Annotated in this window: 31 protein-coding genes and 1 pseudogene; 16 read left to right on the top strand and 16 right to left on the bottom strand. The window is 70.0% G+C overall.

Annotated elements, in window-relative coordinates; genetic code table 11:
- The first annotated feature begins 27 nt into the window (after window positions 1–27).
- The 6 genes from GJV82_RS15160 to GJV82_RS15135 all read left to right on the top strand — a co-directional run bounded on the left by GJV82_RS15160 (window position 28) and on the right by GJV82_RS15135 (window position 4980).
- Window positions 28–1011, top strand: a complete 984-nt coding sequence (locus GJV82_RS15160) for a PstS family phosphate ABC transporter substrate-binding protein (protein WP_155099801.1) — start codon at window positions 28–30, stop codon at window positions 1009–1011.
- A gap of 128 nt (window positions 1012–1139) precedes the next feature.
- Window positions 1140–1997, top strand: coding sequence for a phosphate ABC transporter permease subunit PstC (pstC, locus tag GJV82_RS15155; RefSeq protein WP_318657697.1), 858 nt, complete (start codon window positions 1140–1142; stop codon window positions 1995–1997).
- The gene (pstA, locus tag GJV82_RS15150; RefSeq protein WP_155099800.1) at window positions 1997–2905 is read left to right on the top strand and encodes a phosphate ABC transporter permease PstA; all 909 of its coding nucleotides are present in this window, start codon (window positions 1997–1999) and stop codon (window positions 2903–2905) included. The genes pstC and pstA overlap by 1 nt, the downstream gene beginning before the upstream one ends.
- A gap of 134 nt (window positions 2906–3039) precedes the next feature.
- Window positions 3040–3810, top strand: coding sequence for a phosphate ABC transporter ATP-binding protein PstB (pstB, locus tag GJV82_RS15145; RefSeq protein ID WP_225873393.1), 771 nt, complete (start codon window positions 3040–3042; stop codon window positions 3808–3810).
- A 20-nt stretch (window positions 3811–3830) separates the two neighbouring features.
- On the top strand, window positions 3831–4586 hold the full coding sequence (locus GJV82_RS15140; RefSeq protein WP_155099799.1) for a winged helix-turn-helix transcriptional regulator: 756 nt from the start codon (window positions 3831–3833) through the stop codon (window positions 4584–4586).
- 43 nt (window positions 4587–4629) lie between these two features.
- On the top strand, window positions 4630–4980 hold the full coding sequence (locus tag GJV82_RS15135; protein WP_155099798.1) for a hypothetical protein: 351 nt from the start codon (window positions 4630–4632) through the stop codon (window positions 4978–4980).
- 34 nt (window positions 4981–5014) lie between these two features.
- On the opposite strand, the gene GJV82_RS15130 is transcribed toward GJV82_RS15135, so the two are convergent.
- From GJV82_RS15130 to GJV82_RS15090, 10 genes and pseudogenes are all read right to left on the bottom strand, one after another.
- Entirely contained in the window at window positions 5015–5926 is a 912-nt protein-coding gene (locus tag GJV82_RS15130; protein ID WP_225873384.1) for an arsenate-mycothiol transferase ArsC, read from the bottom strand.
- A gap of 19 nt (window positions 5927–5945) precedes the next feature.
- Window positions 5946–6302: an ArsR/SmtB family transcription factor gene (locus GJV82_RS15125; RefSeq protein ID WP_318657696.1), complete on the bottom strand. Its 357-nt coding sequence runs from the start codon at window positions 6300–6302 to the stop codon at window positions 5946–5948.
- A 22-nt stretch (window positions 6303–6324) separates the two neighbouring features.
- Window positions 6325–6765: an arsenate reductase ArsC gene (locus GJV82_RS15120; protein WP_155099797.1), complete on the bottom strand. Its 441-nt coding sequence runs from the start codon at window positions 6763–6765 to the stop codon at window positions 6325–6327.
- Window positions 6766–6790: 25 nt separating this feature from the next.
- Complete coding sequence (locus GJV82_RS15115; RefSeq protein ID WP_155099796.1) at window positions 6791–7801, bottom strand: metalloregulator ArsR/SmtB family transcription factor; 1011 nt, start codon at window positions 7799–7801, stop codon at window positions 6791–6793.
- Window positions 7798–8904: an ACR3 family arsenite efflux transporter gene (arsB, locus tag GJV82_RS15110; protein WP_061269029.1), complete on the bottom strand. Its 1107-nt coding sequence runs from the start codon at window positions 8902–8904 to the stop codon at window positions 7798–7800. Before arsB ends, GJV82_RS15115 begins: the two co-directional genes overlap by 4 nt.
- Window positions 8901–9224, bottom strand: a complete 324-nt coding sequence (gene trxA / locus GJV82_RS15105) for a thioredoxin (protein WP_061269030.1) — start codon at window positions 9222–9224, stop codon at window positions 8901–8903. The genes arsB and trxA overlap by 4 nt, the downstream gene beginning before the upstream one ends.
- On the bottom strand, window positions 9221–10243 hold the full coding sequence (gene trxB / locus GJV82_RS15100; protein WP_061269031.1) for a thioredoxin-disulfide reductase: 1023 nt from the start codon (window positions 10241–10243) through the stop codon (window positions 9221–9223). Before trxB ends, trxA begins: the two co-directional genes overlap by 4 nt.
- Window positions 10244–10360: 117 nt before the next feature.
- Window positions 10361–11005 carry an MFS transporter gene (locus GJV82_RS20200; protein WP_225873383.1) on the bottom strand — a complete coding sequence of 215 codons (645 nt, stop codon included), beginning with the start codon at window positions 11003–11005 and terminating at the stop codon, window positions 10361–10363.
- Window positions 10971–11579, bottom strand: a pseudogene (locus GJV82_RS20900) (MFS transporter); the annotation flags it as partial. The gene GJV82_RS20200 and the pseudogene GJV82_RS20900, both read right to left, overlap by 35 nt.
- On the bottom strand, window positions 11576–12658 hold the full coding sequence (locus GJV82_RS15090) for a flavin-containing monooxygenase (protein ID WP_318657694.1): 1083 nt from the start codon (window positions 12656–12658) through the stop codon (window positions 11576–11578). The gene GJV82_RS15090 and the pseudogene GJV82_RS20900, both read right to left, overlap by 4 nt.
- Before the next feature lie 64 nt (window positions 12659–12722).
- On the opposite strand from GJV82_RS15090, the gene GJV82_RS15085 reads away from it, so the two are divergent.
- Window positions 12723–13052 carry an ArsR/SmtB family transcription factor gene (locus tag GJV82_RS15085; protein WP_082774764.1) on the top strand — a complete coding sequence of 110 codons (330 nt, stop codon included), beginning with the start codon at window positions 12723–12725 and terminating at the stop codon, window positions 13050–13052.
- Between the two features lie 233 nt (window positions 13053–13285).
- Here GJV82_RS15085 and GJV82_RS15080 read toward each other — a convergent pair whose 3' ends face one another.
- The 3 genes from GJV82_RS15080 to GJV82_RS15070 all read right to left on the bottom strand — a co-directional run bounded on the left by GJV82_RS15080 (window position 13286) and on the right by GJV82_RS15070 (window position 14785).
- Window positions 13286–13846, bottom strand: a complete 561-nt coding sequence (locus tag GJV82_RS15080) for a hypothetical protein (protein ID WP_240696764.1) — start codon at window positions 13844–13846, stop codon at window positions 13286–13288.
- A 78-nt stretch (window positions 13847–13924) separates the two neighbouring features.
- Complete coding sequence (locus tag GJV82_RS15075; RefSeq protein ID WP_128957761.1) at window positions 13925–14176, bottom strand: hypothetical protein; 252 nt, start codon at window positions 14174–14176, stop codon at window positions 13925–13927.
- Between the two features lie 225 nt (window positions 14177–14401).
- Window positions 14402–14785: a MerR family transcriptional regulator gene (locus GJV82_RS15070; protein ID WP_155099795.1), complete on the bottom strand. Its 384-nt coding sequence runs from the start codon at window positions 14783–14785 to the stop codon at window positions 14402–14404.
- 253 nt (window positions 14786–15038) lie between these two features.
- Here GJV82_RS15070 and GJV82_RS15065 point away from each other — a divergent pair, with 253 nt between their 5' ends.
- A complete protein-coding gene (locus GJV82_RS15065; protein WP_155099811.1) occupies window positions 15039–16568 on the top strand; it encodes a SulP family inorganic anion transporter in 1530 nt (509 codons plus the stop codon).
- A gap of 787 nt (window positions 16569–17355) precedes the next feature.
- Here GJV82_RS15065 and GJV82_RS19525 read toward each other — a convergent pair.
- A complete protein-coding gene (locus GJV82_RS19525; protein ID WP_225873389.1) occupies window positions 17356–17601 on the bottom strand; it encodes a cytochrome c oxidase assembly protein in 246 nt (81 codons plus the stop codon).
- 38 nt (window positions 17602–17639) lie between these two features.
- A complete protein-coding gene (locus tag GJV82_RS15055; RefSeq protein ID WP_155099793.1) occupies window positions 17640–18674 on the bottom strand; it encodes a ferric reductase-like transmembrane domain-containing protein in 1035 nt (344 codons plus the stop codon).
- A gap of 220 nt (window positions 18675–18894) precedes the next feature.
- Between GJV82_RS15055 and GJV82_RS15050 the strand changes: the two genes are divergently transcribed.
- Together GJV82_RS15050 and GJV82_RS15045 are read left to right on the top strand one after the other, a co-directional pair.
- The gene (locus tag GJV82_RS15050; protein WP_391516501.1) at window positions 18895–19281 is read left to right on the top strand and encodes an ArsR/SmtB family transcription factor; all 387 of its coding nucleotides are present in this window, start codon (window positions 18895–18897) and stop codon (window positions 19279–19281) included.
- Window positions 19281–20222: a cation diffusion facilitator family transporter gene (locus tag GJV82_RS15045; RefSeq protein WP_155099791.1), complete on the top strand. Its 942-nt coding sequence runs from the start codon at window positions 19281–19283 to the stop codon at window positions 20220–20222. Before GJV82_RS15050 ends, GJV82_RS15045 begins: the two co-directional genes overlap by 1 nt.
- 27 nt (window positions 20223–20249) lie before the next feature.
- Here GJV82_RS15045 and GJV82_RS15040 read toward each other — a convergent pair whose 3' ends face one another.
- Window positions 20250–21218 (bottom strand): cytochrome c oxidase assembly protein, encoded by a 969-nt coding sequence (locus tag GJV82_RS15040; protein WP_155099790.1) that lies wholly within the window; start codon window positions 21216–21218, stop codon window positions 20250–20252.
- Between the two features lie 110 nt (window positions 21219–21328).
- Here GJV82_RS15040 and GJV82_RS15035 point away from each other — a divergent pair, with 110 nt between their 5' ends.
- The 6 genes from GJV82_RS15035 (at window position 21329) to GJV82_RS15010 (ending at window position 25613) form a co-directional block, all read left to right on the top strand.
- The gene (locus GJV82_RS15035; RefSeq protein WP_155099789.1) at window positions 21329–21727 is read left to right on the top strand and encodes a hypothetical protein; all 399 of its coding nucleotides are present in this window, start codon (window positions 21329–21331) and stop codon (window positions 21725–21727) included.
- 203 nt (window positions 21728–21930) lie between these two features.
- Entirely contained in the window at window positions 21931–22848 is a 918-nt protein-coding gene (gene ccsB, locus GJV82_RS15030) for a c-type cytochrome biogenesis protein CcsB (protein WP_155099788.1), read from the top strand.
- Window positions 22845–23945: a flavin-containing monooxygenase gene (locus GJV82_RS15025; protein ID WP_155099787.1), complete on the top strand. Its 1101-nt coding sequence runs from the start codon at window positions 22845–22847 to the stop codon at window positions 23943–23945. Before ccsB ends, GJV82_RS15025 begins: the two co-directional genes overlap by 4 nt.
- Window positions 23942–24238 (top strand): hypothetical protein, encoded by a 297-nt coding sequence (locus GJV82_RS15020; protein WP_155099786.1) that lies wholly within the window; start codon window positions 23942–23944, stop codon window positions 24236–24238. Before GJV82_RS15025 ends, GJV82_RS15020 begins: the two co-directional genes overlap by 4 nt.
- Before the next feature lie 38 nt (window positions 24239–24276).
- Complete coding sequence (locus GJV82_RS15015; RefSeq protein ID WP_244985817.1) at window positions 24277–24888, top strand: DsbA family protein; 612 nt, start codon at window positions 24277–24279, stop codon at window positions 24886–24888.
- Window positions 24885–25613, top strand: coding sequence for a cytochrome c biogenesis CcdA family protein (locus GJV82_RS15010; protein WP_391516462.1), 729 nt, complete (start codon window positions 24885–24887; stop codon window positions 25611–25613). The genes GJV82_RS15015 and GJV82_RS15010 overlap by 4 nt, the downstream gene beginning before the upstream one ends.
- The last annotated feature ends 700 nt before the right edge of the window (window positions 25614–26313 follow it).

Genomic DNA, 26313 nt, shown 5'->3' with positions numbered 1-26313 from the left:
GCGAAGGTCCCGCCCCGACGAGACGGGATGACTTACGTGTTCAGACTTGCGCAGCGCACTGCTGCCGTGATCGGCGCGACGGGCCTGGTGCTCACGCTCGCGGCATGTGGTGGCCAGAGCCAGGGCGCGACCGGCGACGGCGGGACCTCGGGTGACGGGCTCAGCGGGGAGGTCAGCATCGATGGCTCCTCGACGGTCGAGCCGCTGAGCTCTGCGGCGGCCACCCTGTTCCGTGACGAGGAGCCCGGGATCAATGTCACGGTCGCCACGTCGGGTACCGGTGGCGGCTTCAAGCGGTTCTGCGCCGGTGAGACCGACATCTCCGACGCCTCGCGTCCGATCAAGGACGAGGAGATCGCGGCGTGCGAGGAGGCCGGGATCGAGTACACCGAGATCGTCATCGCCAACGATGGCCTGTCGGTGGTGGTGAACCCGGAGAACGACTGGCTGGAGTGCATCACGACCGAGCAGCTCGCGACCATCTGGGGCCCGGACTCCGAGGGCACGGTCACGTCGTGGAACCAGGTCGACCCGTCGTTCCCGGACGAGCCGCTCGCGCTGTACGGAGCGGGTACGGACTCGGGCACGTTCGACTATTTCACCGAGGCGATCAACGGTGAGGAGGGCGCGATCCGTACGGACTACACCCCGTCGGAGGACGACAACCTCACTGTCCAGGGCGTCTCGGGGGCAACCGGGGCGATGGGCTTCTTCGGCCTGAGCTACGCCGAGGAGAACTCCGACTCGGTCAAGCTTCTCGCGGTGGACGGCGGCGACGGGTGCGTCGTCCCGTCCAAGGAGACGGTGCAGGACGGCACGTACTCCCCGCTGGGCCGCCCGCTGTTCATCTACGTCAACAACGCGAAGTACGCCGAGAACGAGGCCCTGCGCTCGTTCGTCGACTTCTACCTCGCCAACGAGGAGCAGATCGCTGCGGACGCGCTGTTCATCGACCTGACGGACGAGCAGGCGCAGACCGCGGCGGACGAGCTCGCGAGCCTGGTCGGCTGACCGGCGCCTCGATGAGCACCATGCATTCGGAGTCGGCCGGCCCGGTGGCAGCACCGGGCCGGCCCTCGGCCCTGACCGGTCACGCACCGGCCATCACCCGCCGGCGTGCCCGCCGAGGTGAGCAGCTGGTGCGCCTGCTGCTGCGCCTGGCGGCCTGGTTGTCGATCCTGATCACCGTCGGCATCGTGATCTCGTTGCTGTCGCCTGCGCTGCAGTTCTTCGCCGAGGTCTCCGTCGTGGAGTTCTTGACCGGGACGCGGTGGGCCCCGCAGTTCGCCGACCCGACGTTCGGGGTGCTGCCGCTGGTCACGGCCACGGCGTGGACCACGGCGATCGCGTTGGCGGTCGCGGTCCCGTTCGGGCTCGGCGCGGCGGTCTACCTCGCCGAGTACGCCCGCCCGCGGGCGCGCAAGATCCTCAAGCCGATCCTCGAGCTGCTCGCCGGGGTACCGACCGTGGTGTTCGGCTTCTTCGCCCTGTCGTTCGTCGCCCCGACGGTGCTGCGAGAGTGGCTGAGCGTCGAGGTCGGCACGTTCTCCATCCTGGCCGCCGGGCTGGTGATGGGCGTGATGATCATCCCGACCGTCGCCTCCCTGTCCGAGGACGCGATGTCCGCCGTGCCGTCCGCGCTGCGGCAAGGTTCGGCCGCGCTGGGCGCGAACCGGATGCAGACCTCGCTGCGCGTGGTGTTCCCCGCGGCGCTGTCCGGGATCGTCGCCGCAGTCGTGCTCGGCATCTCGCGCGCGATCGGGGAGACGATGATCGTCGCGATCGCCGCCGGCGCGCGCCCCCAGATGGTCACGGACCCGACCATGGAGGGCGCCACGATGACCGGTTTCATCGCACGCATGGCGCTGGGCGACGCCCGGGTCGGTTCGCTGGAGTACAACACCCTCTTCGCCGTGGGCCTGCTGCTGTTCGTCCTGACCCTGGTGGTCAACGCGATCAGCATCCAGCTCGTGCGACGTTTCCGCCAGGAGTACTGATGGCCCTGCACACCCCCGCCGTCGCGACCCGACAGGCACGCCTGGCGACCGGCAAGCGGTCCAAGGAACGCACGCCGACCTCCATCTTGTTTCTCGCCCTGCTGTGGTTCTCGCTGTTCGTCGCGTTCGCCACGCTCGTCGCTCTGATCGTCACGACGATCGCCCAGGGCGCAGACCGGCTCGACGCGCGCCTGCTCACCGAGTACCCGTCCTCGCGCCCGGAGGAGGCCGGCGCTCGCCCGGCGATCCTCGGGTCGCTGTGGGTGATCGGCACCACCGCGGTCCTGGCGATCCCGCTCGGCGTCGCGGCGGCAGTTCACCTGGAGGAGTTCGCCGACCGGCGCCACTGGTTCAACCGGTTCATCGAGCTCAACATCCAGAACCTGTCGGCGATCCCGTCGATCATCTACGGCATGCTCGCCATCGGGACCCTGGCCCTGATCGGGGTCGGGAACAAGAACATCGTCATCGGCGGTGCGCTCGCCCTCGCCCTGCTCATCCTGCCCGTCATCATCATCTCGACGCGCGAGGCGTTGCGCGCCGTCCCGCGCGAGCTTCGCCACGGCTCTTTGGCCCTGGGAGCGACCGAGGTGCAGACCACGTGGCGCATCACCCTGCCCTCCGCGGTCCCCGGTATCGCCACGGGAACGATCCTGGCGCTGTCCCGCGCGCTCGGTGAGGCCGCGCCCCTGCTGCTCCTGGGCGCCCTGGTCTTCATCTCCTTCGACCCCAACGGGCTGCTGTCGGGGTTCACGACCATGCCGATCCAGATCTACGGCTGGACCAGCGCGCCCCAGGCCGGGTTCCACGAGCTCGCGGCAGCCACCTCGATCCTGCTCGTCGGGATCCTGCTGGTCATGAACGCGCTCGCCATCGTCATCCGCAACCGCTACCAGCGACGCTGGTGAGAACACCCGAGGACTTCCCGATCATGACCACCACCGACAGCTCCACGAAGGCCACCATGGCAACCACCAGCCAGATCTCCGTCCGCGCGGCTCAGAGCGACTACCGCGAGATCCCGGCCGAGCCCGACCCGGTCCTGCAGTGCGAGGACGTCGACGTCTACTACGGCTCCTTCCAGGCAGTGCGGAACGTGTCTCTCGCGTTCGGGCACAACGAGATCACCGCGCTCATCGGGCCCTCCGGGTGTGGGAAGTCCACGATCCTGCGGTCCCTGAACCGGATGAACGACCTCGTCGAAGGTGCTCGCGTCACCGGTTCCGTGCGGTACTGGGGCCAGGACATGTACGGCGCCGGGGTTGACCCGATCGAGGTGCGCCGCCGTATCGGGATGGTGTTCCAGAAGCCCAACCCGTTCCCCAAGTCGATCTACGACAACATCGCCTACGGCCCCCGGGTCACCGGGATGAAGGTCGACTCGATGGACGACCACGTCGAGCAGGCACTGACCCGTGCGGCACTGTGGGACGAGGTCAAGGACAAGCTCAAGCAGTCCGCCTACGGGCTGTCCGGGGGGCAGCAGCAGCGTCTGTGCATCGCGCGCACGATCGCGGTCGAGCCCGACGTGATCCTCATGGACGAGCCGTGCGCCTCGCTCGACCCGATCGCGACGATGCGCATCGAGACCCTCATGACCGAGCTGCGCGACCTGTACACGATCGTCATCGTCACCCACAACATGCAGCAGGCGGCCCGCGTCGCCGACCGCACCGCGTTCTTCACCGCCGCCGTGGACGAGACCACGGGTGACCGCACAGGCGAGCTCGTCGAGTTCGACCGGACCGCGAAGATCTTCGAGAACCCGGCCGACCAGCGCACCGAGGACTACATCACCGGGCGCTTCGGCTGACCACCCACCAGGAGCCGACGATGACCGTCACCCTTCCTCCGCGCGGGGCCAGCACCCAGCGAGAAGCGACCGTGCCCAGTCCCCGGACCGTGCGTGCCGTGCTCGTCGACCCTTCGTTCAACGCCGACGAAGGGCTCGTGACGGCGATGCGCGAGCACGGCGTCACGCTCGAGCCCGTTGACGACCCGCTGCGCGGGCTCGCCCGCGCCTCGCTCGCGCACACCAGCGCGGTCGTGGTCAGCGCGGCGCTTCCCGACCCGATGCTCAGCGCCTTCGTCGCCGTGGTCCGCGACGAGCTCGACCTGCCCGTCCTGCTCGCCTACCGGGCCGGCGACGCCGACCGGCTCGGCGGCGCGGTGCTCGCCGGGGCCCGGCCCGTCATCGACCAGCCCTACCAATCCGCGCGCTTCGCCCGCACCCTGCTCGAGCTCGGTGCGAGCCACGATCCCCTGCTGGTGCACGTCGGTCCGCTCGAGCTCGACCCAGACGGCTACGACGCCCGTCTGCACGGGCGCGGTATCGACCTGAGCACGCTGGAGTTCGAAGTCCTGCACGAGCTGGCGACTCACCCCGACCACGTGGTGCCGCGAGAGCGGTTCACCCACCGCTACTGGCCGCACTCACCCGATCCCGACGGCACGCTGGCCGCGGTCATCTCCCGGCTGCGCCGCAAGCTGGACGCCCATGACCTCGCCGGAGCGATCCACACGGTGCGCGGCATCGGCTTCCGCTTGGAGAGCGCCGTCCTCATCGCTCACGCACATCCCAACCCATAGACGCCGATCTATCATGAGAGAGGTGGTAGGTGGGCTTTCGCAGGTGAGCGTGACGGTCGCTGTCGCAGCGTCGATCGAACAGACGTGGCGTGCGCTGCTGCTCGTCCTGGAGATGGACGCGGACCGGTCGAGAGCGTCCGCAGAGCTCGAGGCGATGGCCGGGCAGGTGCGCGGCGCGCTCCCAGGCGGCCTGATCCTGCATACGCGTTTTGGTGCGCCCGCCTGCGAGGTATGGGCGCACCTCTCCCCGCGCGGCGCGCGGTGCGACCTGACGGTGGACGCGACTCAGGACGCCGTCCCCGTGATCGGTCGCGGGTGGTGGAACGGCCAGCTGAGCCGGCGCCGGATCCGACGCGTTCTGCGCGCTGGTGGTCGATGTGACCTGGGTCGCTGAAGCCCGCGCACCGGCACTCTGAGCGGGGCGCCGCTCAGGGAGCGATGTCGCGCACGAGGTCGTGCACCCGCTCGGTGATGTCGTCGACGATCCGCGCGACGTCTGCAGGCGTGCGGCCCGAGGGATCCTCGACGGCCCAGTCGACGTAGCGCCGGCCGGGAAAGACGGGGCAGGCGTCACCGCAGCCCATGGTCACCACGACGCCGGAGGCCCGGACGACCTCGTCGGTGAGGGGGCGGGGGAACTCGGTCAGCGCGTCCAGGCCTCGCCGGGCGAGCTCCTCGCGTACGACGGGGTCGATCGAGGCTGCGGGCACCGATCCCGCGGTGCGTACGCGGACCCGGTCACCGGCGACCGAGCGCAGCACCGCTGCGGCGATCTGGGACCGGCCGGCGTTGCGCACGCACACGAAGAGCACGTCGCGGTGCGGTGCGAGGCCGCGGCGGTCGATGGTGAGAGCGGCGAGCCGGTCGGCGGCGAAGCGCGCGGTGAGCGCGGGCAGGTGGCGGCGTACGGTGGCACGGGCAGCGAGCAGGTCGTAGCTGTCGATGACGAACCGTTCGACCGTCTCGGGCGCGAGGACGTCGGTGTAGGTGGCGCTCAGGTCGGCGATGATCCGTCGCAGGAGGCGGTCGTGATCCCCGGCCGGCACCGGCCTGGTACCAGTCCTGTCCGGTGCGCCGATCGCGGCGCCACCGAACCGGGCCAAGGCGTCCGGGGTGGGACGGTATCGCCCGTGGGGGCCATGCCCGACACGCACCAGGACACCGACGTCGCTCATGGCTTGCAGGTGCGCGTCGACGACCTCCAGGGCGCCGCCCGGTCCGGCCAGGTCACTCGCCCGCGGCTGCCCGCTCGGGTCGGTGATGATCAGGGCCAGCAGCCGCAACCTGTCGGGGTCAGCCATCACCCCGGCCTGGGCGGCGCGCAGGTCGTCCGGGCTCATCGGGGCACGCCCCGTGCGGTCAGCGCAGCAGGTCCGCGATCGCGTGCAGACGGACGGGAACGATGGAGTACCAGACCTCGCGCCCGACGGGGTCGCGGGTGACGATGCCCGCCTCGGTCATCACCTTCAGGTGGTGGGACACGGTGGGCTGACGCAGCCCGAGCGCGCGCGTCAGGTCCGCGACGCGGGCACGCTCGTCGGCGCTGTGGTGGATCAAGCTCAACAGCTGCAGCCGTGTCGGATCGGACACCACCCGCAGCAGGGTGGCGGTGTCCTCGGCCTGCTCGCGGCTCAGCGTCGTGCGCAGGGCAGGCCCCGGCGCGCGGTCGGCCCGCCCCTGCAGGGGCGGGGGCGAATCGCTTGCCGGGGCACTCACCCATCGAGGATAGCCGTCTGCGTCAGGCTGCCGGTGTGGGCGTGACCGGCGTGACACCGAGCTCGCCCAGCAGAGTGACCACGCGGGTGCGGATCTCGTCGCGGATGGGGCGCACGGACTCGATGCCCTGCCCGGCGGGGTCGGCCAGGGCCCAGTCCTCGTAGCGCTTGCCGGGGAAGATCGGGCAGGCGTCGCCGCAGCCCATGGTGATGACGACGTCCGAGGCCTGCACGGCGTCGGTGGTGAGGATCTTGGGCTGCTCGGCGCGGATGTCGATGCCCTCCTCGAGCATGGCCTCGACGGCGACGGGGTTGATCTGGTCGGCCGGCGCCGAGCCGGCGGAGCGGACCTCGACGGCGCCGCCGGACAGGGCGCGCAGGTACCCGGCGGCCATCTGGGAGCGGCCGGCGTTGTGGACGCAGACGAACAGGGCGGACGGCTTGGCGGTGCTGGTCTCGGTCATGGGTTCTCCTGGTGGCTGGTGGTGGTCAGGCGATGGTCAGGGTCAGGTCGGGCAGCAGGTCGGCGAGCAGGCCTCGTACTCGCTGGTCGAGGTCGTCGCGGATCGCGGCGACCCCGGCGGGGGACGCCAGGGCGGGGTCGCCCACGAGCCAGTCCTCGTAGCGGGTGCCGGGCAGCACGGGGCACACGTCGCCGCAGCCCATCGTGATGACGATGTCGGCGGCGCGGACGGCGTCGTCGGTCAGCGGCTTGGGGAAGGCTTCGTCGTCGGCGACCTCGAGCTCGGCCAGTGCCTCGCGGACGCCGTCGTGGATGTCGGCTGCGGGCGTGGACCCGGCGGAGCGGACCACGACGCGGTCCCCGGCGTAGTGCTGGAGCAGGGCCGCGGCGAGCTGGGAGCGGCCGGCGTTGGCGACGCAGACGAACAGCACCTGCGGGCGGGCGTCGTCGGTGCGGGTCAGGTCGGTCAGTCTCTGCCGGGCGAACCTGCCGGTGAGCGGCACCAGGTGGGCCGAGACCTTCGCCGAGCGGGCCAGGTCGGTGTAGGACTCGCGCACCACGCGCTGCACGACGTCGAACCGGACGTCGGGGAAGGCACCGGCCAGGTCCTCGGCCAGGTGGTCGAGCGCCGGGTCGACGTCGTCCAGGCCCGCCAGGACCGTGGTGCCGTGGGTGGCGCCGAGCGCGGCCGGGGCGAACGAGTCCAGCAGCGTCGTCACCGCGGCCTTGTAGCCAGGGGTGATGCTGTACCAGACCCAGGTGCCGCGTCGTTCGGAGGTCAGCACGCCGACGTCGCGCAGCACCTTCAGGTGGTGCGACACCGTCGGCTGTGACACGTCGGTGAGAGCCGCGAGGTCGCACACGCACGCCTCCCCGGCGGGGGAGGTGGCGATGAAGGACAGCATCCGCAGTCGCAGCGGTTCGGCGAGGGCCTTGAGCGTGGTGGCGACGGCGCCGGCGACCTCGGTGCCGATCGCGTGGGACTCGATCTGCGGGGCGCAGTCCGCGTCACGCGCGGTCAGGGGGGTGGTGGTCATGACCTCACCTCGTCCAGCTCGCGTGCAGGAGCCGGGGTGGCGTAGGGGTCGACGGCGAACCAGCGGCGTGCGAGCCACAGGGACACGTAGACGAGGCCGACGAGGACGGGGACCTCGATGAGCGGGCCGACGACACCGGCCAGTGCCTGGCCCGACGTCGCGCCGAACGTGCCGATCGCGACGGCGATCGCGAGCTCGAAGTTGTTGCCGGCCGCGGTGAACGCGAGCGTCGTGGAGCGTGCGTAGCCGAGCGCGAGCGTCTTGCCGACGATGATGCCGATGCCCCACATGGCGGCGAAGTACACCAGCAGCGGCAGCGCGATGCGGGCCACGTCGAGCGGGTTCGAGGTGACGGCCTCGCCCTGCAGGGCGAAGAGCAGGACGATCGTGAACAGCAGCCCGTACAGCGCCCACGGCCCGATGACGGGCAGGAACCGGTCCTCGTACCAGGTGCGGCCCTTGGCGCGTTCCCCGACCAGGCGGGAGGCGAACCCGGCGGCCAGCGGGACGCCGAGGAAGACGAGGACGTTGAGCGCGATCTGCCCGACCGACACGTCCAGGCCCTGGGTGTCCAGGCCGAGCCACCCGGGCAGCACGGTGAGGTAGAAGTAGCCGAGCAGGGAGAACGCGACGACCTGGAACACGGAGTTGATCGCGACCAGCACAGCGGCCGCCTCGCGGTCCCCGCACGCGAGGTCGTTCCAGATGACGACCATCGCGATGCAGCGGGCCAGGCCGACGATGATCAGCCCGGTGCGGTACTCGGGCAGGTCGGGCAGGAAGATCCAGGCCAGGGCGAACATCAGCGCCGGACCGACCAGCCAGTTCAGCACCAGCGAGGAGACCAGGAGCCTCTTGTCGCCGGTGACCGCGCCGACGCGGTCGTAGCGGACCTTGGCCAGCACCGGGTACATCATGACGAGCAGGCCGAGCGCGATCGGGACCGAGATCCCGCCGACCTCCATCGCTGTGAGCACCTCGGACAGGGCGGGGACGAACCGGCCCAGGACGAGCCCGGCGACCATCGCGAGCCCGATCCACAGCGGCAGCCACCGGTCGAGCGTGGACAGGCGCCCGCGCGTGGCGGTCGTGAGGTCGCTCACGCGAGGACCTCCTCGATCTCCGCGACCAGCGCCGGCTTCGGGCGGGCACCGACGACGGACTTCACGAGCCGGCCGCCGGAGTAGAAGTTCAGCGTCGGGATCGACACGACCCCGGCCGCGGCGACCGTCGCCGGGTTGGCGTCGGCGTCGAGCTTGGCGATCGTGAGCCTGCCGTCGTACTCCTCGGCAAGCTCGGCCAGGATCGGGGCGACCTGGCGGCACGGGCCGCACCACGTGGCCCAGATGTCCACCAGGACGGGGATCTCGGAGCCGAGGACCACCTCGTCGAAGGTGTCGTCGGTGACGGTCACGGTGCTCATCGGATCTCCTCCAGCGCCAGCGGCAGATCGTCGGGGTTCGGGACCTCGGGGGTGCCGGCGAGATCTTCCAGGCCGGCGGCGTCGGCGAGCTCGGTGAGGTAGCGCTGGGCGTCGAGCGCGGCCGAGCAGCCCGACCCGGCGGCGGTGATGGCCTGGCGGTAGGTGTGGTCGACGGCGTCGCCGCACGCGAACACGCCTTCGAGGTTGGTGGCCGTGGTGCGCCCCACGACCTGGATGTAACCCTCGTCGTCCAGGTCGATCTGTCCCTTGACGAGCTCGGTGCGCGGCTCGTGGCCGATCGCGACGAACAGGCCCGTGGCGGGCAGGTCGCGCTCCTGCCCGGTCACGGTGTCGCGCAGCGTGAGGGCCTCGACCTTCTTCTCGCCGTCGATGCCGATGACCTCGCTGTTCCACGCGACCTCGATCTTCGGGTCGTTCAGCGCACGGTCGGCCATGATCTTCGACGCGCGCAGCTCGTCGCGCCGGTGCACGAGGGTCACCTTCTGCGCGAACCGGGTCAGGAACGTGGCCTCCTCCATCGCGGAGTCACCGCCGCCGACGACCGCGATGTGCTGGTCGCGGAAGAAGAACCCGTCGCACGTCGCGCACCAGGACACGCCCCGGCCCGACAGGCGCTTCTCGTCGTCCAGGCCGAGCTCACGGTAGGCCGACCCCGTCGCCAGGATGACCGCGCGGGCCCGGTACGTCTCGCCGTTGCCGGTCACGACCGTCTTCACCGGGCCCTGCAGGTCGAGCAGCGTCGCGTCGTCCCACTCGACCCGCGCGCCGAACCGCTCGGCCTGCTTCTGCATGCTCTCCATGAGCTCGGGGCCCATGATCCCGTCCGGGAACCCGGGGAAGTTCTCCACCTCGGTGGTGTTCATCAGCGCGCCGCCCGCGGTGATCGAGCCCGCGAGGACGAGCGGGGCCAGGCCCGCACGTGCCGCGTAGATCGCCGCGGTGTAGCCCGCAGGGCCCGACCCCACGATCACAATCTGCTGAACCTCTGGCATCGACATGCCTCTATGTTGACACTCGTCGATGCAGTCCGGCAAGCCGCCATCGATGAACACCGATATAACAAGGAGTTGCCAACGAGGCACGTGCTCGGGCGCTGGCCTGCGCCCCCACAGCCGTCATGCAGCGTTCGAGCGGTGCACGCCGGTCGTGAGGGCGATGAGTGCTGCGAGGCAGGCGGTCGCGGCGAGGACCGCGAATGTTGCCGGGTAGGAGCCGGTCGCGCTGGTGAAGGCGGCTGCCGCCCAGGGTGCCAGTGCCATCGCGAGCGTGGTGGGGGCGTTGAGGATTCCGAACAGGACGCCGTACGAGCTCGAGCCCCAGCGGTCGCTGATGGCGGTGGACTGCAAGAGCGTGAACGCGCCGCGGGCCACGCCGAGGGCGACGGCTGCGGCGATGAGGGTGAGGGGTGGACCTGCGAGCAGCCCGACGGCGGCGATGGTCAGTCCCGATGCTGCGAGCAGCAGGCTCGCGCGTACGGGTGGAGTGGTGCGTGCGGCTAGCGGTCCGTACGCGATGCGCCCCAAGAGCTGACCGGCGCCGGACAGGCCCAGCGCCCATGCCGCGGCCGTCGGGGTCAGACCGCGCCAGGTCAGCATCGGCACGAGGTGGATGGTGGCGGCGAACATCGCGAACGCGCCCAGGGCAGTGGCGACGGTCAGGGCGACGAATGCTCGAGAGCGCGCGATGGTTCGCCATCCGCCGATGTCCAGGCCGTGGGAGGTTCGGGCGTGGGGCCAGGGGGGCGCGCAGGCCGAGCGCATGCGCGGGGACGGTTGTCACGGCGAGCAGGGCGGCCAGGACGAGGTAGGTCTGGCGCCACCCCGCGTGCTCGACGAGGGTTGCGGTCAGCGGCGCGAAGATCGTGCTCGCGAGCCCGGCTACCAAGGTCAGCACGAGCAGGGCCCGGTTCCGCGCGGGCCCGTACCAGCGGGTGATTGCGGTGAACGCCGGGGCGTAGAGCACCATCGACTGGGCGAGGCCGACCATGATCCAGGCGGCGAGAAACCAGCCCAGGGACGGCGCGAGCGCGACGGCGACGACCGCGATGCTCGCCAGGACAGACCCGGTAGTCATCACCGCCCGGGGGCCGTGGCGATCGATGCGCCTGCCCACCATGACGCCGGCGCCGGCGGCGACCACCAGTGCCGCAGAGAAGGCGGCCGTCGCGCTGGCCTGCGACCAGCCGGTGTCGGCCGTGATGGCCGGCAACGCGACCGGGAAGGAGTAGTAGAGGACGCCCCACCCCACGACCTGGGTCAGGCACAAGGCTGCCAGGGTGCCACGCGGGCCAGCCCGCAGGCGGGCGTCGTCCTTGTCGTGCCGCGTGGTGGTCATGACCGGGTTAGCGTGCGCACGGTCCGGGCGTGCGCACTGACCGCCGCGGCGACGTGGGCGGCGTCGCGGTGTACCCCACGCAGCGTGTTCGAGGCGAACGAGCGCTGCAGCTCCAGCCCCACGAACCCCAGGCCCGGCCGGACGAGCGAGACCCCGCTGCGCTGTCGCGGCACGCCGCGCTCGTCCAGACCGGCCAGGTCACCGAGATAGCCCAGCGCTGGCCGGTACCCGGTGGCCAGGACGAGGGCGTCGACGTGTTCACGCGTCCCATCCGCCCACACCACCTCGTCCTGGTCGACCGCGGTGAACATCGCCCGCGTATCCACGGTGCCGTCCTCCAGCGCTGACCGATACGCGCCGGTGTCCAGGACCAGTGGCCCGCGCACCACGCGCCGAAGCACGGCCGGCGGGAAGCGGTCGAAGCCGGTGACGCGGAACCAGAAGTGCACGTCGCGTCCCAGCGGGCGCTGGACCGCGAACACGACGGGCTCGCGCGTCGCGAGCGTCACGTCGCTCACCTGCGCCAGCTCGTACGCGATCTGCACCCCCGAGTTCCCACCGCCAACGACCACGACGCGCTGTCCGGCGAATGGCGAGGGCTCGCGGTACTGCGCCGCGTGCATCACCCGGCCGGCGAAGCGCTCCAACCCGGCGACGCTCGAGCGGACCGGGTTGGCGAACGACCCCGTCGCCGCGATCACCCCGCTCGCATCGAGCTCGACCCCGTCGTCTGTGCGCACCACGAACCCGGCCTCTGCTGGCTCGACCGCCACCGCCCGGGTGCCCGTGCGCACCTCGACCCCGAGGTGGTCGGCGTACCGCTGCAGGTGCGCGACCACCTCGTCGCGCGCCGGGTAGCGGTCCGGGTCGCCGCCGAAGCCGAACCCGGGGAAGCCGCTGTACCGGGCGGGGGAGAACAGCCGCAGGCTCTCGTAGTACGACGGCCACGACCCCACCGGCCTGTCGCCCGCCTCCAACACGAGCGGTTCAAGACCTCGCGCGCGCACGGCCCTGGCCGCAGCCAGGCCCGACTGGCCAGCACCGATGATGATCACGGGAAGCGTCGATGGCGTCGTCACCCCCGTAACGTATCGACGATGTGGAATATGTCAATAGAACGATGGATGCGGGTACGCTCGAGGGATGAGCACGCCGACAAGCCAAGCAACCGCGGTGGACACTTCGCCGCTCGAGCTGTCCCAGGCGACGCACGACTTCCTCAGCGCGTTGGCCAGCCCCACGCGCCAGCGTGTCCTGTTGCTCTTCGCACGCGGTGCCGAGCTCGCGGTCGGCGAGGTGGCCGAGCGCGCGGGCATCAGTCAGCCCACGGCGTCCCAGCAGCTGCAGATCCTGCGTCGTGGCGGAATCGTCACCTCCCGACGTGAAGGCAGGGTCGTGTTCTACCGAGCTGACCGCGACGGCGTGACACGGGCGTTGGGCGACCTGCAGGCCTATCTCCAGGTGTGCTGCTGAAGCCTGGGGGTCGGGGCGGCCGGGCTGGGCGGGATCGATCGCGAGGGTGTGGCAGCGGGTGCAGGCGTGCTCCTGCACGCATGGGGGACCGCCCAAAGATCACCCGCCGGGATCGGCGGTTCGTTGCGCGTACGCAACACGGGTGCCTAAGATTGGGGCAGCTCACCGCAGTAGCGGCGAGAAGTGAACCCGAGACCCTTCCGGACGGTTGTGGCGCTCGGGTTTCGCGCTTTCTACAGCCGGACGACGCCGTCGACCAGCGGCTCGGCGCGACGACGCGCGTCACCGCCCCGGGCCCACGCCCAGGCGATCGCGTCCGGGATCGCGAGTAGCGGCTCGGCGGCCGCGGTCGCGTGGTCGTACGCCAGCGAGTCCCGGCATCCGTGACGGCCCGTCTCTCGATAGAGCAGGCGCCGGTCGCGCTCTTCCTCGCCTTGCTCGCTCTCGAGCATCAGCCGGGCGCAGCCCGCCTCCGCGATGTTCTCCACGAGCCGCTCCAGGCACGCCGCCCGCCGCTCGATGTTCGTGCGGTACCCCGCGCCGGCCTGGTAGATCGTGACCTGCGCCCCGAGCGTGCCGAGCGTCGACAAGATCGTGTGCTGACGCGCCGGCGACTCCTTGACCATGTGCAACCGGCGCTGGCCGGGCTTCTGCAGCCCCCGCACCGTCTTGCGGGCGAGCGCGAGCTCACCGGGGATGATCACCGCGGCGACGAGCAGGTAGTCCTGCTTCTTGCTCTCGTCGACGAACACGTGACCGCCTCGCAGGGAACGGTCCGGCACGCTGGTAGGCACGACGCAAGGGTACGGACGGCGAACGACACCATCACGCGCGGTACGACGTAGAGCGGCGTCCCGCGGGTGACGGCAGGGTCAGCGGCTGAACTTCTTGCGGAGCTCCGCCTCGTTGACGTTCTCGACCCCGTACTTGCGCAAGACCCGGGCGAAGGCTCGCGCCTTGGCCTCAGGTGTCGACTCACGGGCCGCAGCCCTGTTCGCCTCGAGCTCGGCCTTCTTCAGCTGCTGCTCCATGTGCTTCTGAAGGTCGGCCAGGCCCTTGCTGTCGAACTTGAAGTTCGCCACGGTACGCATCCCCTCGTCGAAGTCACGACTCGCTGGATGCATCGTCTCAGTCAGCACCCACACCTACAGGCGGCTCCGCCTCGTAACTCATCGACCAAGCCCGGCGAAGACCCTCCCGAAACTTGGCCGGTTCCTACAAGGTTGTCGGACACCGCAGAACCGACCGTTTGTCAGGCGTCGCAAAAGAGGGTTCTGCGACGTCTGACAACCCCGGGTTCCCCGACACGCGCGAGGCGCCCCGCCTGCGGCCGTGACCAAGGCTGGCTGCTAGCGCGCCTTGAGGACGCCGATGAACTCGTCGGCCATCGCGAGCTTGCGCGCGAGGTCGGCGCGGCGCTGCTCGGCCGTGTCGACGTAGGCGTCGAGGCGCGCGCGCAGCTCTGCGTCGTCGAGGCCTCCGACGGCGAGACGGTCGGAGATCTCGAGGAGGTCCGCCATCTCCTCGAGCGTGAACCCGAGGGGCTTCATGCGGCGCACGACGAGCAGTCGGTCGACGTCCTGCTCCGTGTAGAGGCGGAACCCGCCGTCGCTGCGGCCCGAGGGGCGCACGAGCCCGACCTCGTCGTAGTGGCGCAGCGTGCGCAGCGACAGGCCAGTGCGGGTAGCGACGGCTCCGATGTGCATCGTGGCCGGTTCGGAGCGGTCGGTCATGGGGGAATTCTCTCGCGTCGACGAGCCTGCGGGGACGACTGGAACTCTACCCTTACGTGAGGGTACAGTTTCCGACGGTCCGGTTCTTCGCGCTCCCGATTCCGCGGGGTCGAGGCCATCCACTCTTCTCGTGCGCAGCGTCGCGTGCCCTTGTCCTGTCCATCCCTGGACCCGGTCGCGTGATCTGGTCCTCGGGGCGTGCGCGCCCCTGACCTCGAAGGAACGCCGCGTGCCGAACGACGCCCGTCCCAGCCTGTCCGATCCCGTCCCCACGCCCCAATCCGTCACGGGTGCGCCCGAGGCCGACGAGTCGTACTCCGTCCTCGCCGCCCTGAAGTCGCCGCGCAGACTGAAGACCGAAGTCCTCGCGGGCCTGGTCGTTGCGCTCGCCCTCATCCCCGAGGCGATCGCGTTCTCGATCATCGCGGGGGTCGATCCCCGGATCGGGCTGTTCGCCTCGTTCACGATGGCGGTGTCGATCGCGTTCCTCGGCGGGCGTCCGGCGATGATCTCTGCCGCGACCGGAGCGATCGCGCTCGTGATCGCCCCGGTCGCCCGTGAGTACGGCATGGACTACTTCATCGCCACGGTGATCCTGGCCGGCATCTTCCAGGTCGCGCTCGGCCTGCTCGGGGTGGCGAAACTCATGCGGTTCATCCCGCGCTCCGTCATGGTCGGGTTCGTCAACGCGCTGGCGATCCTGATCTTCCTGTCCCAGCTGCCGCACCTGCAGGGCGTGCCGTGGATGGTCTACCCGCTGGTCGCCGTCGGCATCGCGATCATGGTCCTCATGCCGCGCTGGACGAAGATCGTGCCGGCTCCGCTAGTGGCGATCGTGCTGCTGACCGCCGCGACCGTGACCGCCGCGATCAACGTGCCGACCGTCGGCGACGAGGGCGAGCTGCCCGACTCCTTGCCGTCGCTGTTCTTCCCCGACGTCCCGCTGAACCTCGAGACGCTGCAGATCATCGCGCCGTTCGCGCTCGCGATGGCCCTGGTCGGGATCCTCGAGTCCCTGCTGACGGCCAAGCTCGTCGACGACGTCACCGACACCCACTCGAACAAGACCCGCGAGGCCTGGGGCCAGGGCGCCGCGAACGTCATCACCGGCTTCTTCGGTGGCATGGGCGGGTGCGCCATGATCGGCCAGACCATGATCAACGTGAAGGCCTCCGGGGCGCGCACGCGCATCTCCACGTTCCTCGCCGGCGTCTTCCTGCTGATCCTCGTCGTCGGTCTCGGCGACGTCGTCGCCATCATCCCCATGGCCGCCCTCGTCGCCGTGATGATCATGGTCGCGATCGGCACCTTCGACTGGCACTCCGTGCAGCTCGGCACCCTCAAGCGCATGCCGAAGTCCGAGACGGCGGTCATGCTCGCCACCGTCGTCGTCACGGTCGCGACCCACAACCTCGCCTACGGCGTGATCGTCGGCGTCCTGGTCGCCATGGTGCTGTTCGCGCGCCGCGTCGCGCACTTCACGACCGTCACCCGTCTGGATGCCTCGGACACGGACGACCAGCGCGTCTACGCCGTCGAGGGCGAGCTGTTCTTCGCCTCGTCCAACGATCTCGTCTACCAGTTCGACTACGCCGGCGACCCGCGCAACATCGTCATCGACATGAGGAACGCCCACGTGTGGGACGCATCCACCGTCGCGACGCTCGACGCGATTCGCACGAAGTACGAGGCGAAGGGCAAGACCGTCACCATCGTCGGCGCCAACCCCGACACCACCGAACGCCTCGACCGCCTCGGTGGCAAGCTCGGCGCGGGACACTAAGGGACGGCAGGAAGCACCCGTGAAGTGGGCTCCCCATCGGGCACCGCAGAGCATCGCTGCGCCCGATCGGGGGTGACCTCACCACGGACATTCAAGAGAGAGATGGCGAGAGCGTCGCGCATGGGCGATTGGGCGCCGAGCCGAGTCTATGAGTCCGGCGCCTTGACGAGGTGGACGGGACTCTACGCTGCGCGCTGCGGGGCGTCGGTATGGTCGTGCAATGGGCAAGAACCGCGCGCTTCTCGTCGGGCTCGGCATCTGTGCGGGCGTCATCATCGTGACCCTCGTCGTCATCACGCTGGTAACCGGCTGACGCCGGACGTCACCGCACCGAGGAGCGACGACTCCCCGAGAGAGACCGCCCACGATCACCTCGCGGGGATCGGCGGCTTGTTGCGCGGGATGATCACCGCGGCGCATCCCCTCGTCGAAGTCACGACTCGCCTGGATTTAATCGTCTCAGTCAGCACCCACACCCACATGCGGCTACGCGCCTCGTGACTCATCGACAAGGCCCGCCGAGAGTCGCGCGAGACTTGGCCGGTTCCTACAAGGTTATCGGACACCGCAGAACCGACCGTTTCTCGGACGTCGCACAACCAGGTTCTGCGACGTCCGTGAAACGTGGGTTCTGCATCACGCGGCGTTGCTACGAGTCCCTCTTCGCGAGGTGGGCGTTGAGGGCGGTGCGATCGGCGTCGCCGTCGCGGTCGGCTTGGCGGCCTGGGCGGTGGACGGTGCGATTCGTCGTCCGCGGGTCCATTGGACGGCGACGACGATCGCGCGATCAGGTCGGGGGCTCGCCGGCTCCCCAGGCGATGGAGCTGCCGTCGGCTTGGTCGTCGAGCAAGGTGGTGGTGGCGGTGTATCCGATGGATGCCCACCAGTCGGCGGCGAGGATCTGCTGGTCGGCTATGACGGCGACGCCGAAGAACGCGTGGAACGCCATGGCGATGAGCAGGATGAGCGGGCGGATGGGGTAGGCGGCGCGGGTGGGGCCGGGGTCGATCCCGGGGACGACCCAGAAGAACAGGTACCCGCACCGGTGGTCCGCGGTCAGGGCGGCGCCGTCTACCGGGTGGTCTCGAGCGCAGGCACAGCAGGCTTCTCGCGCTCGGGCGTCGCGCGGGGGCGACGGTGCGCGCGCACCACCGTGATGGCGACGGCGACCACGAACAGGACGAACCCCACCCAGACCATCACCTGGGTGACGTTGAGCCCCGCCCCGTCCGAGCCCGGCGTGCGCCCGCCGTCACGGCCCGTCGCGGTGACGAGCAGGACGACGACGATCGTCGCCGAGACCGCGAGGCGACCGACCCAGCGTCCGGCCGTGTCCAGCGCGGACCGCCCGGGCGTGCGGGCCGGCGCGAGCAGCCGCACCAGGAGCAGCCCGGCGACGGGCAGCTGCAGCAGCCAGATCGTGGTGCGGAACGCCCCGTCGTACCAGACGTTCGTCCCGTACAGCAGGGTGTGCCACACGCTCAGCACGTACACGAGGATGATCGAGGCGTGTAGCGCCTGCCACACGCGCGGGCCCATCCACCGGCGCGCGTAGAACGCCAGGCCGAGCGGGATCGACAGGTACAGCGCCAACAGCCCGATCAGGATCGCGATCTGCCCCGTGCCCGAGGAGTAGCCGCCCGGTACGAATACGTCCACGAACGCGCCCCACAGCAACGCCGGCGTCGAGAGTCCGTCCGCGTTCTCCCGGACCAGCTCGGCGAAGAACCAAAACGCGTGCGCGAACATCAGGCCGATCGTCGTCAGGCTCGTCGTGCGGTGCCACCGCTCCAGACGTGCCGTCGACACCGGCATCCACGCCGGGCGCCGCGAAGACCGCACCAGCCCGAGCATCACCGTGATCCACGCCCAGAACAGACCCGACCACCCGAACGCCTGGCACAGCCAGTACATCCAGTACAGCGGCGCGTCCGCGAGGAACGGCATCACCTCGATCGTCGTCGACGTGCCCTGCGCGACCCGCCAGTACAACAGTGCGAAGATCGCGAGCGTCAGCACCAACGCGGCCGTCGCGTCCTTCCACGACGCCCGCAGGTCCTCGCGCAACGCCGCGCCATCGAACTGCGCACCCCTGCCAGTCGTCATCGACCACACCTCTGTCCAGGACGATGACCACGCCGTCACCGTCGACCGGCCTCGACCGTACTGGCACCTTTTGACGGCCGTCAAGCAAAAGTAGTGCGCCGCGAACGACTGGTGGCGTGGTGCGGCAGTCTTCGACCCGACTCGAAGACCATGGTTTCGCGCGCGTCACACCGGCCGAGATTGACCCATCGCCGCTCAGCGATATTATCGCCATATGACGATGATGCCTGGGGTTGTGCCGCGACCGGTGGATCGGCAGATCGATGTCGTGGCCACGGCGGTGTACGCGGAGCTGTTCCATGCGCTGTCCGAGCCGACGCGGTTGGCGATCGTGCAGCACCTGGCGATCGGTGAGCACCGGGTGCGGGATCTGGTGGAGCACATGGGGTTGGCGCAGTCGACGGTGAGTGGGCACCTGGGGTGCCTGCGTGAGTGCGGGCTGGTCACGGTGCGCGTAGAGGGACGGTCGTCGTGGTTCTCTTTGTCCGAGCCCGAGCTGTTGGCGGGCCTGTTGGTGGGTGCCGAGCGGTTGCTGGGCGCGACGGGTGAGAAGGTGCGGCTGTGCACTCACCTGGTGCATCCGGAGACGTCGGGGGAGGGGGCCTGATGGGCGCGGGGCACAGTCACGGTCCGGCCGATGCGACCGGTGGGGCGGCTCCGGACCTTCGTCGCCGGCTCGCGATCGTGTTCGGGCTGACGTCGACGGTCGTGGTGGCGCAGGCGATCGGGTCGTGGGTCACGGGAAGCCTGGCGCTGTTGACCGACACGGCGCACGCGTTGACGGACGCCACGGGTTTGCTGGTCGCGTTGATCGCCGCCACGTTGATGCTCAGGCCGGCGAACAAGCACCGCACGTGGGGATTCCGGCGGATCGAGGTGATCGCCGCGCTCGCGCAGGCGACGTTGTTGATTGTGGTCGGGGTGTACGCAGCGGTCGAGGGGGTGCGGCGCCTGGTGGAGCCGCCCGAGGTGCAGTCGTCCGAGCTGCTGGTGTTCGGCATCGTGGGCCTGGTCGCGAACATCACGGGGATCGTGATCCTGTCCTCCAGCCGGGGCGCGAACTTCAACATGCGGGCCGCGTTCTTGGAGGTCCTCAACGACGCGCTCGGCTCGCTGGGCGTGATCGTGGCGGCGATCGTAATTACGACCACGGGGTTCCAGCGGGCGGACGCGATCGCGGGCCTGTTCATCGCGGCGCTGATCGTGCCGCGCGCGGTGACGATCCTGCGAGAGACGACGAGCGTGCTGATGGAGTTCACGCCGAAGGGTCTGGACCTGGACCAGGTCCGGGCGCACATCCTCGGTCTGGCGCACGTGCGTGACGTCCACGATCTGCACGCCTCGACCGTGGCGACGGGGCTGCCGACGATCTCCGCGCACGTGGTCGTCGACGACGAGTGCTTCACCGACGGGCACGCCCCGACGATCCTGCATGACATCCGCGAATGCGTCGCAGAGCACTTCCCGGTCTCGCTGGAGCACTCGACGTTCCAGCTCGAGACCGAGCGCCTGCGCGAGCACGAGCCCGCTGATACCCGGCACGCCTGAGTAGCCGCGGCAAGGTCGGGGCGGGGTTCAAGTATTGCCGTCGCCGAGTCGGCGCAGGTAGTCGTTGTAGGCGTCGAGCTCGGGGTCGCCGTACTGGTCGATGCGACGGTCGGCCGCCCGGGTGCGGCGGGTCTCGTCCTTGTTCCAGCGCACGAAGATGATCAGCAGCATGATCAGCGAGGGCAGCTCGCCATAGGACCAGGCCAGCGCCCCGGCGACGCCCTGGTCGGCGAGCACGTCCACTCCCCAGGTCGCGGGTGGGTGGGTGAATGCGGAGACCAGGGGGGCGCTAGCCATCATGACGATGACGCCGAAGAACGCGTGGGTGGGCATCTCGATGAACATGTCCGCCGCCCGCCCGAGGTGTCCCTGGGGTCGGGGTAGCGGGTCGCGGGAAAGCACGGGGATGGTGAACAGGATCCCCGCCAGCAGGAACAGCAGCTCGAGGGAGAGGTGTCCGGTCCATGTGCCCAGGAGGTTGCCGGCGAGCGGGCTGAGGTACAGGGCGTAGAAGCACAGCAGGAACAGCGGGATCATCAGGGCTGGGTGCAGCACGACCTGACCGGCCCCTGATCGCAGGCCCCACCGGGCGGCGATGAGCACGGGCCGCCCCATCCGGGTATGAGGGGTGGCGCGCAGAAGCAGCGTGCCGGGGCGGCCCAGGACCAGCAGCGGCGGGACGGCCATCATGAGGGTGAGCTGCTGGAACATGAACACCGAGTACATCTCCAGGCCGTAGCCCTCCACGCCGGCGCCCATCACCACGACCAGGACGGCGCACCCGGTGAGGAAGGACAGCGTCGCCCACGGCGACCAGCGCCGCCCGCTGGCCCAGACGCGGATCGCGCCGGCCAGGTACGCCGCGGCGGCGAGGAGCCCGAGCACGGGGATGACCGGGATGGGCTGCAGCGTCGGGGCGAGGAACGTCTCCCATGACGGGGGCTCGGTCGGCAGCCACACGGGGCCGTCGAACTGCGTTGGGAGCAGAGGGCCCATGCGCACCTGCACCTCCGTTCCTGCCGCCGGGACGGGTCCGGACGCTAGCAGACCTGGCCGGGAGCGCCCTCGGCTCGGGTTCAGGTCGTACCTCTATCATCACCCTCGTCATGGGCACCTCGACTCGACCTCGCGTGGGCGCGGCCGCAACGCGGCTCGTGCTCGTCTTCGCGCTGCTCGCGTTGACCGGACTGTTCGCCCTCACCACCGTCGACTCGACCGCGCCGGCCGCCGCCGGTGTGGTGGCTGCCGAGCACGTCACCCAGGACCCGTCCGCCGAAGAGGCTGCTGCGCAGCTCGGTGGCAGCGAGGTGCCGCACGGTGAGGTGCTGACTTTGCTGTGCCTGTGCGCGCTGCTGATCGCCGGTGTCGTCATCGCAGCCCGGGGCGCGATGCTGCACCGCTCCACGAGACGCCTGCCCGGTCTTCGTACCCTCGTGGGTGTCTTGCGAGCCGCACGGAGACCCGTTGTCGCCGATCCATGGGTCTGGGGGGTCAGCCGGACGTAGTCGTCCGGCCGCCACGACGCGCCAGCACCGCCTGGCCTGCGGTCGCTGACCGCCTCGCTCACCTCCCCCCGCACCACCACGCTGGGCCCTCGTCGACGCTTCGCCCCCGGATGTTCGACACGAGTTGAGCGCACCCTTGTTCCTGTGCACCCTTGCTGCGCATTCTTGGCGCGGCATGGGCCGTCTTCGGAGGAGACCCGACGATGGAGATCTCTGCTTTGAGCGTGCTGCTCGTGTGGTCCAGCGCCACCGCCCTGGTCATCGCCTTGATCGCGTTCGCGGTCGACCTCGCTCAACGTGCCGACCCGCGCGGCGGCCAGCGCGTGAACCCAGCGGCGACGGCGGTCACCATGCCGCGTCGCGCGGCCGGGATCGCGATGGCCACCACCTGGCTCGCCACGGGGCTGCTCGTCGTTGCGATCGTGCTGCGTGGCATGGCGGCAGGGCGCACCCCGTGGGCGAACATGTACGAGTTCACCCTGGTGGGTACGTGCGCGGCCCTGCTCGCGTTCCTCGTGCTGAATGCACGCCGGGACCTGCGGTTCGCCGGCACGTTCGTCACCGGCGTCGCTGCGCTGTTCCTGGTCCTGGCGCTGAACGCGTTCTACACCCCGGCCACGGGCTTGTTCCCCGCGCTGCAGTCGTACTGGCTCGTGATCCACGTCGGCGTCGCGATCGGCGCAACCGGGATCTTCACCGTCAGCGCGATCCTGTCCGCGCTGCAGCTGCTGCGTGACCACCGCGACGAGGGCGGGGTCGTGCTGGGGCGGCGCTGGTGGCGGTGGCTGGACGTGATGCCGGAGCCGGCCGCGCTCGAGTCGACGTCTTTCCGGCTCAACGCGGTGGGGTTCGTCGCCTGGACCTTCACGCTGATCGGTGGGGCGATCTGGGCCGAGAGCGCGTGGGGTCGCTACTGGGGATGGGACCCGAAGGAGGTGTGGACGTTCATCATCTGGATCGTCTACGCCGCCTACCTGCACGCGCGCACCACACGCGGCTGGACAGGTCGCCGCGCCGCCTACCTCGTCCTGGTCGGATATAGCTGCGTGCTGTTCAACTTCACGGTGGTGAACCTGCTCATCAACGGCAAGCACTCCTACTCCGGGCTGACCGCCGGATGAACGGCGCGACACGGCACGACGTCCTGGTCGTCGGAGGTGGCCAGGCGGGGCTCGTCACCGCGGCCCTGCTCGCCCGCGCCGGCGTGGACTACGTCGTGCTCGACGCGGGCGAACGCCCCGGAGCCAGCTGGGCCCGGCGCTGGGACTCGCTGCGGCTGGTCACTCCGGGCCGCTACACGGCCTTGCCCGACTTCCCCAACCCGTGGCCCGGCGCCTACTACCCGACGAAGGACGAGGTCGCGGCCTACCTCGCCGACTATGCGCGCCACCACGACCTGATCGTGCGTCACGGCGTGCGTGTCGACCAGCTCAGCGTCGACAACGCCGGGGTGTTCGTCGCCTCGGGGACGCACGGGGCGACCACGGCGCGGCGCGTGGTCGTGGCGACCGGCGCGTTCCACACGCCGTTCGTTCCCGACCTCGCCCACGGGACCGCCGAGCACATCGTGCAGCTGCACTCGCACGACTACCGCGGTCCGCAGGCGACACCGGGGAGACGGGTCCTGGTCGTGGGTGGCGGCAACTCCGGCGCACAGATCGCGCTCGAGCTCGCCCGCGACGACCGCGAGGTCCACCTCGCCTGTGCGGGCAGGCTGCGCAGCGTGCGGCAGGCGTTCGCTGCCGGGCCCGCGCTGTGGTGGATGACGCGCACCGCCACCCTGCGCGCCTCTGGCGGCGTTCTCGGTCGTCGGCTGCGGATGACCGACCCCGTGATCGGGATCTCCGACGCCGACCTGTGGGCGCTGGGCGTGCGCGTTCGCGAGCGGGTGCGGCAGGTGACCGGCCCGGACGCGGTGCTCGCGGATGACACGACCTGCCGGCCGGACACGATCGTGTGGGCGACCGGGTACCGCCACGACGACTCCTGGATCGCCGTTTCCCGGGCGCTGAACCCGCACGGCGCCCTAGTCCACGACGACCACCGCACCCGGATCGCGGGCCTGCACGTCATCGGGCGGCCGTGGCAGCGCACCCGCGGTTCAGCACTGCTCGGCTTCGTCGGCGATGACGCACGCCGCATGGTCGGCAGCATCCTCAACGATCGTCCCGCGACCGATCACCGCAACCCCGTCGCCCTGGAAGAGGACCACCCGTGACCATCCCGTGGACCGCCATCATCGCGGGGGTCGTGCCCTCCATCGGCGTCGGACTGCTGTTCTGGCTCGCGATGCGCGCGATCATTCACGCCGACCGCAACGAACGCAACGCCCTCGCCGAGCTCGAGCGCCAGCAGGCCGCGGCCGACGGCACCCGGCACCCCGACCCCGCTACGGCGACTTCATCTGAAGGCAACGGCATCGACCGTGCCGAGCCTGCTCCGGGGGCACCCGACGACCCGAGCGGCGCCGCCGTCTCGCAACCCACTACCCAACCGCCGAGGAACCCATGACGACCCGACGAGTCCTGCAGTCCCTTCTCCTGGTTGGCGTGATCGGACTGGTCGCCATCCTGGTCTGGTTCATCTTGTCCTCGGGGACCGATGACGGCGCAGCCGCGCCTAGCGGTGACCCTCAGGTCGTGCGAGACAACAGCCACGTCCTAAACCAGGCACCCGAGGAGAAGGCCGTTCTGGTCGAGTTCCTCGACTTCGAGTGCGAGGTCTGCCGCGCCTACTACCCGACCGTCGAGCAGCTGCGCGAGCGCAATGCCGACGAGCTCACCCTGGTGATCCGCTACTTCCCGATCCCCTCGCACGCCAACGCGAACAACGCCGCGATCGCGGTCGAGGCCGCCGCCCGCCAGGACCAGATCGAGGCGATGTACCAGCAGATGTACGCCACGCAGGCCGAGTGGGGCGAGGCACGCGAGTCCAAGGCCGAAGTGTTCCGCGGCTTCGCCCAGGACATCGGCCTGGACATTGAGCAGTATGACGCCGACGTGGCCGACCCCGACGTCGCAGCCCGCGTCCAGTCCGACTTCGACGAAGGCGTACGCCTGGGAGTGCAAGGCACCCCCACGTTCTTCCTCGACGGCGAGAAGCTGACCGTGCAGACGCCCGAAGACCTGATTCGGGCCGTCGAGGGCGCGCTCGGCCAGTGAGTGTCACCGAGACCGTCTTCTCCGGCGGCCTGCTCCTGGCCCTCCCACTCGCCATGGTCGCCGGGCTGGTCTCGTTCGCCTCGCCGTGCATCCTGCCGCTCGTGCCGGGCTACCTGGGGTACGTGGGCGGGATGGGGCGCGAGGTCTCGCGGCGGCGCCTCATGCTCGGGGTCGGGCTGTTCATTGCCGGGTTCACCGTCGTGTTCGTCGCCTACGGAGCCCTGTTCGGCGCGCTCGGGTCCTGGCTCGTGCAGCGCCAGGACCTCATGATCCGCGTCTTCGGGGTCCTGGTGGTCCTCATGGGCTTGGTGTTCGTTGGGCAGGTCGGGCCGTTGCAGCGCGTGGTGCGTCCGTCCTGGACTCCGCGGGTAGGGACCGTCGGAGCCCCGGTCTTGGGGGTGGTGTTCGGTCTCGGCTGGACCCCGTGCCTGGGCCCGACGCTCGTGGCCATCTCCGCGCTCAGCGTGGACGCCGGTACGGCCGGACGCGGGGCGCTACTCGCTCTCGCGTACTGCTTCGGCCTGGGAGTCCCGTTTGGCCTGGTCGCGTGGGGCTTCGGGTGGGCGAAGCGTTCCACCACGTTCCTCCGCGAACACCTGCGCGCAATCAACATCGCCGGCGGCGCCGTGCTCGTCCTCATCGGCCTGGCCATGGTCACCGGACTGTGGACCGTCCTGATGACGACGATGCAGGGTTGGGTCGGTGGTTTCGTCACGCCGATCTAGTCGGCAACAAGCACCATCGCCCGATCCCAATGGCGCGACCAGACCGGGGGTGGTGCGTGGCGGGACGAAAGCCACATGGACCCACGACGGCGCACGCCACCACGCAGGCTGTCGCCCAGAGGAACAGGAACCCGACAGCAGCCGCGGCGATGGCAAGGCCGATATCGATCGCCAACCACACCTTGCGCCCTGGCGGCCAGTGCTGGCGTCGGATTCACAGGAGAAAGACGACCGTCGCCGGGATGGAGACCACGACACCGGTGACCGCACCCAGCGACTACTCGCCGAGGCGTTCCAGGTCGTCAGATGGAAGAGCATGTTATGCCGAGCTGCCACTGGAACGCGGTGTTGCCACCACCCAGCCGTTGCTAGGCCTCGCACGCGGCCTACCGCGCCACTTCCGCCTGTCAGGTGTGCACCGAGGGAGAGCGGCAGCACGATCGCGGCTCGCGCGAGATCCGCGGCAACGTCCGGAGGTGGGCTGAAGCTGCATCGCGCGATGCCTATCCGGGCACCTGGTCGTCTCGACGCTCATCCCACGATCGTCAGGGTCAGCAGGGTGATGTTGAGCACGACGATGACCGCAGCGATGGCGCACGCCGATAGGTGCAGCAGGGCGCCGTTGCGCCGCGCACCCATCATCCCCGCGTCGCGGGTAGCCAATGAGCCTTTCCCAGTAGGGGTGTCGGTGTGAGTGGGT

The organism is Cellulosimicrobium composti (assembly GCF_009711085.1).
GTDB lineage: Bacteria > Actinomycetota > Actinomycetes > Actinomycetales > Cellulomonadaceae > Cellulosimicrobium > Cellulosimicrobium composti.
This window is presented reverse-complemented; position numbering and strand designations above follow the sequence as displayed.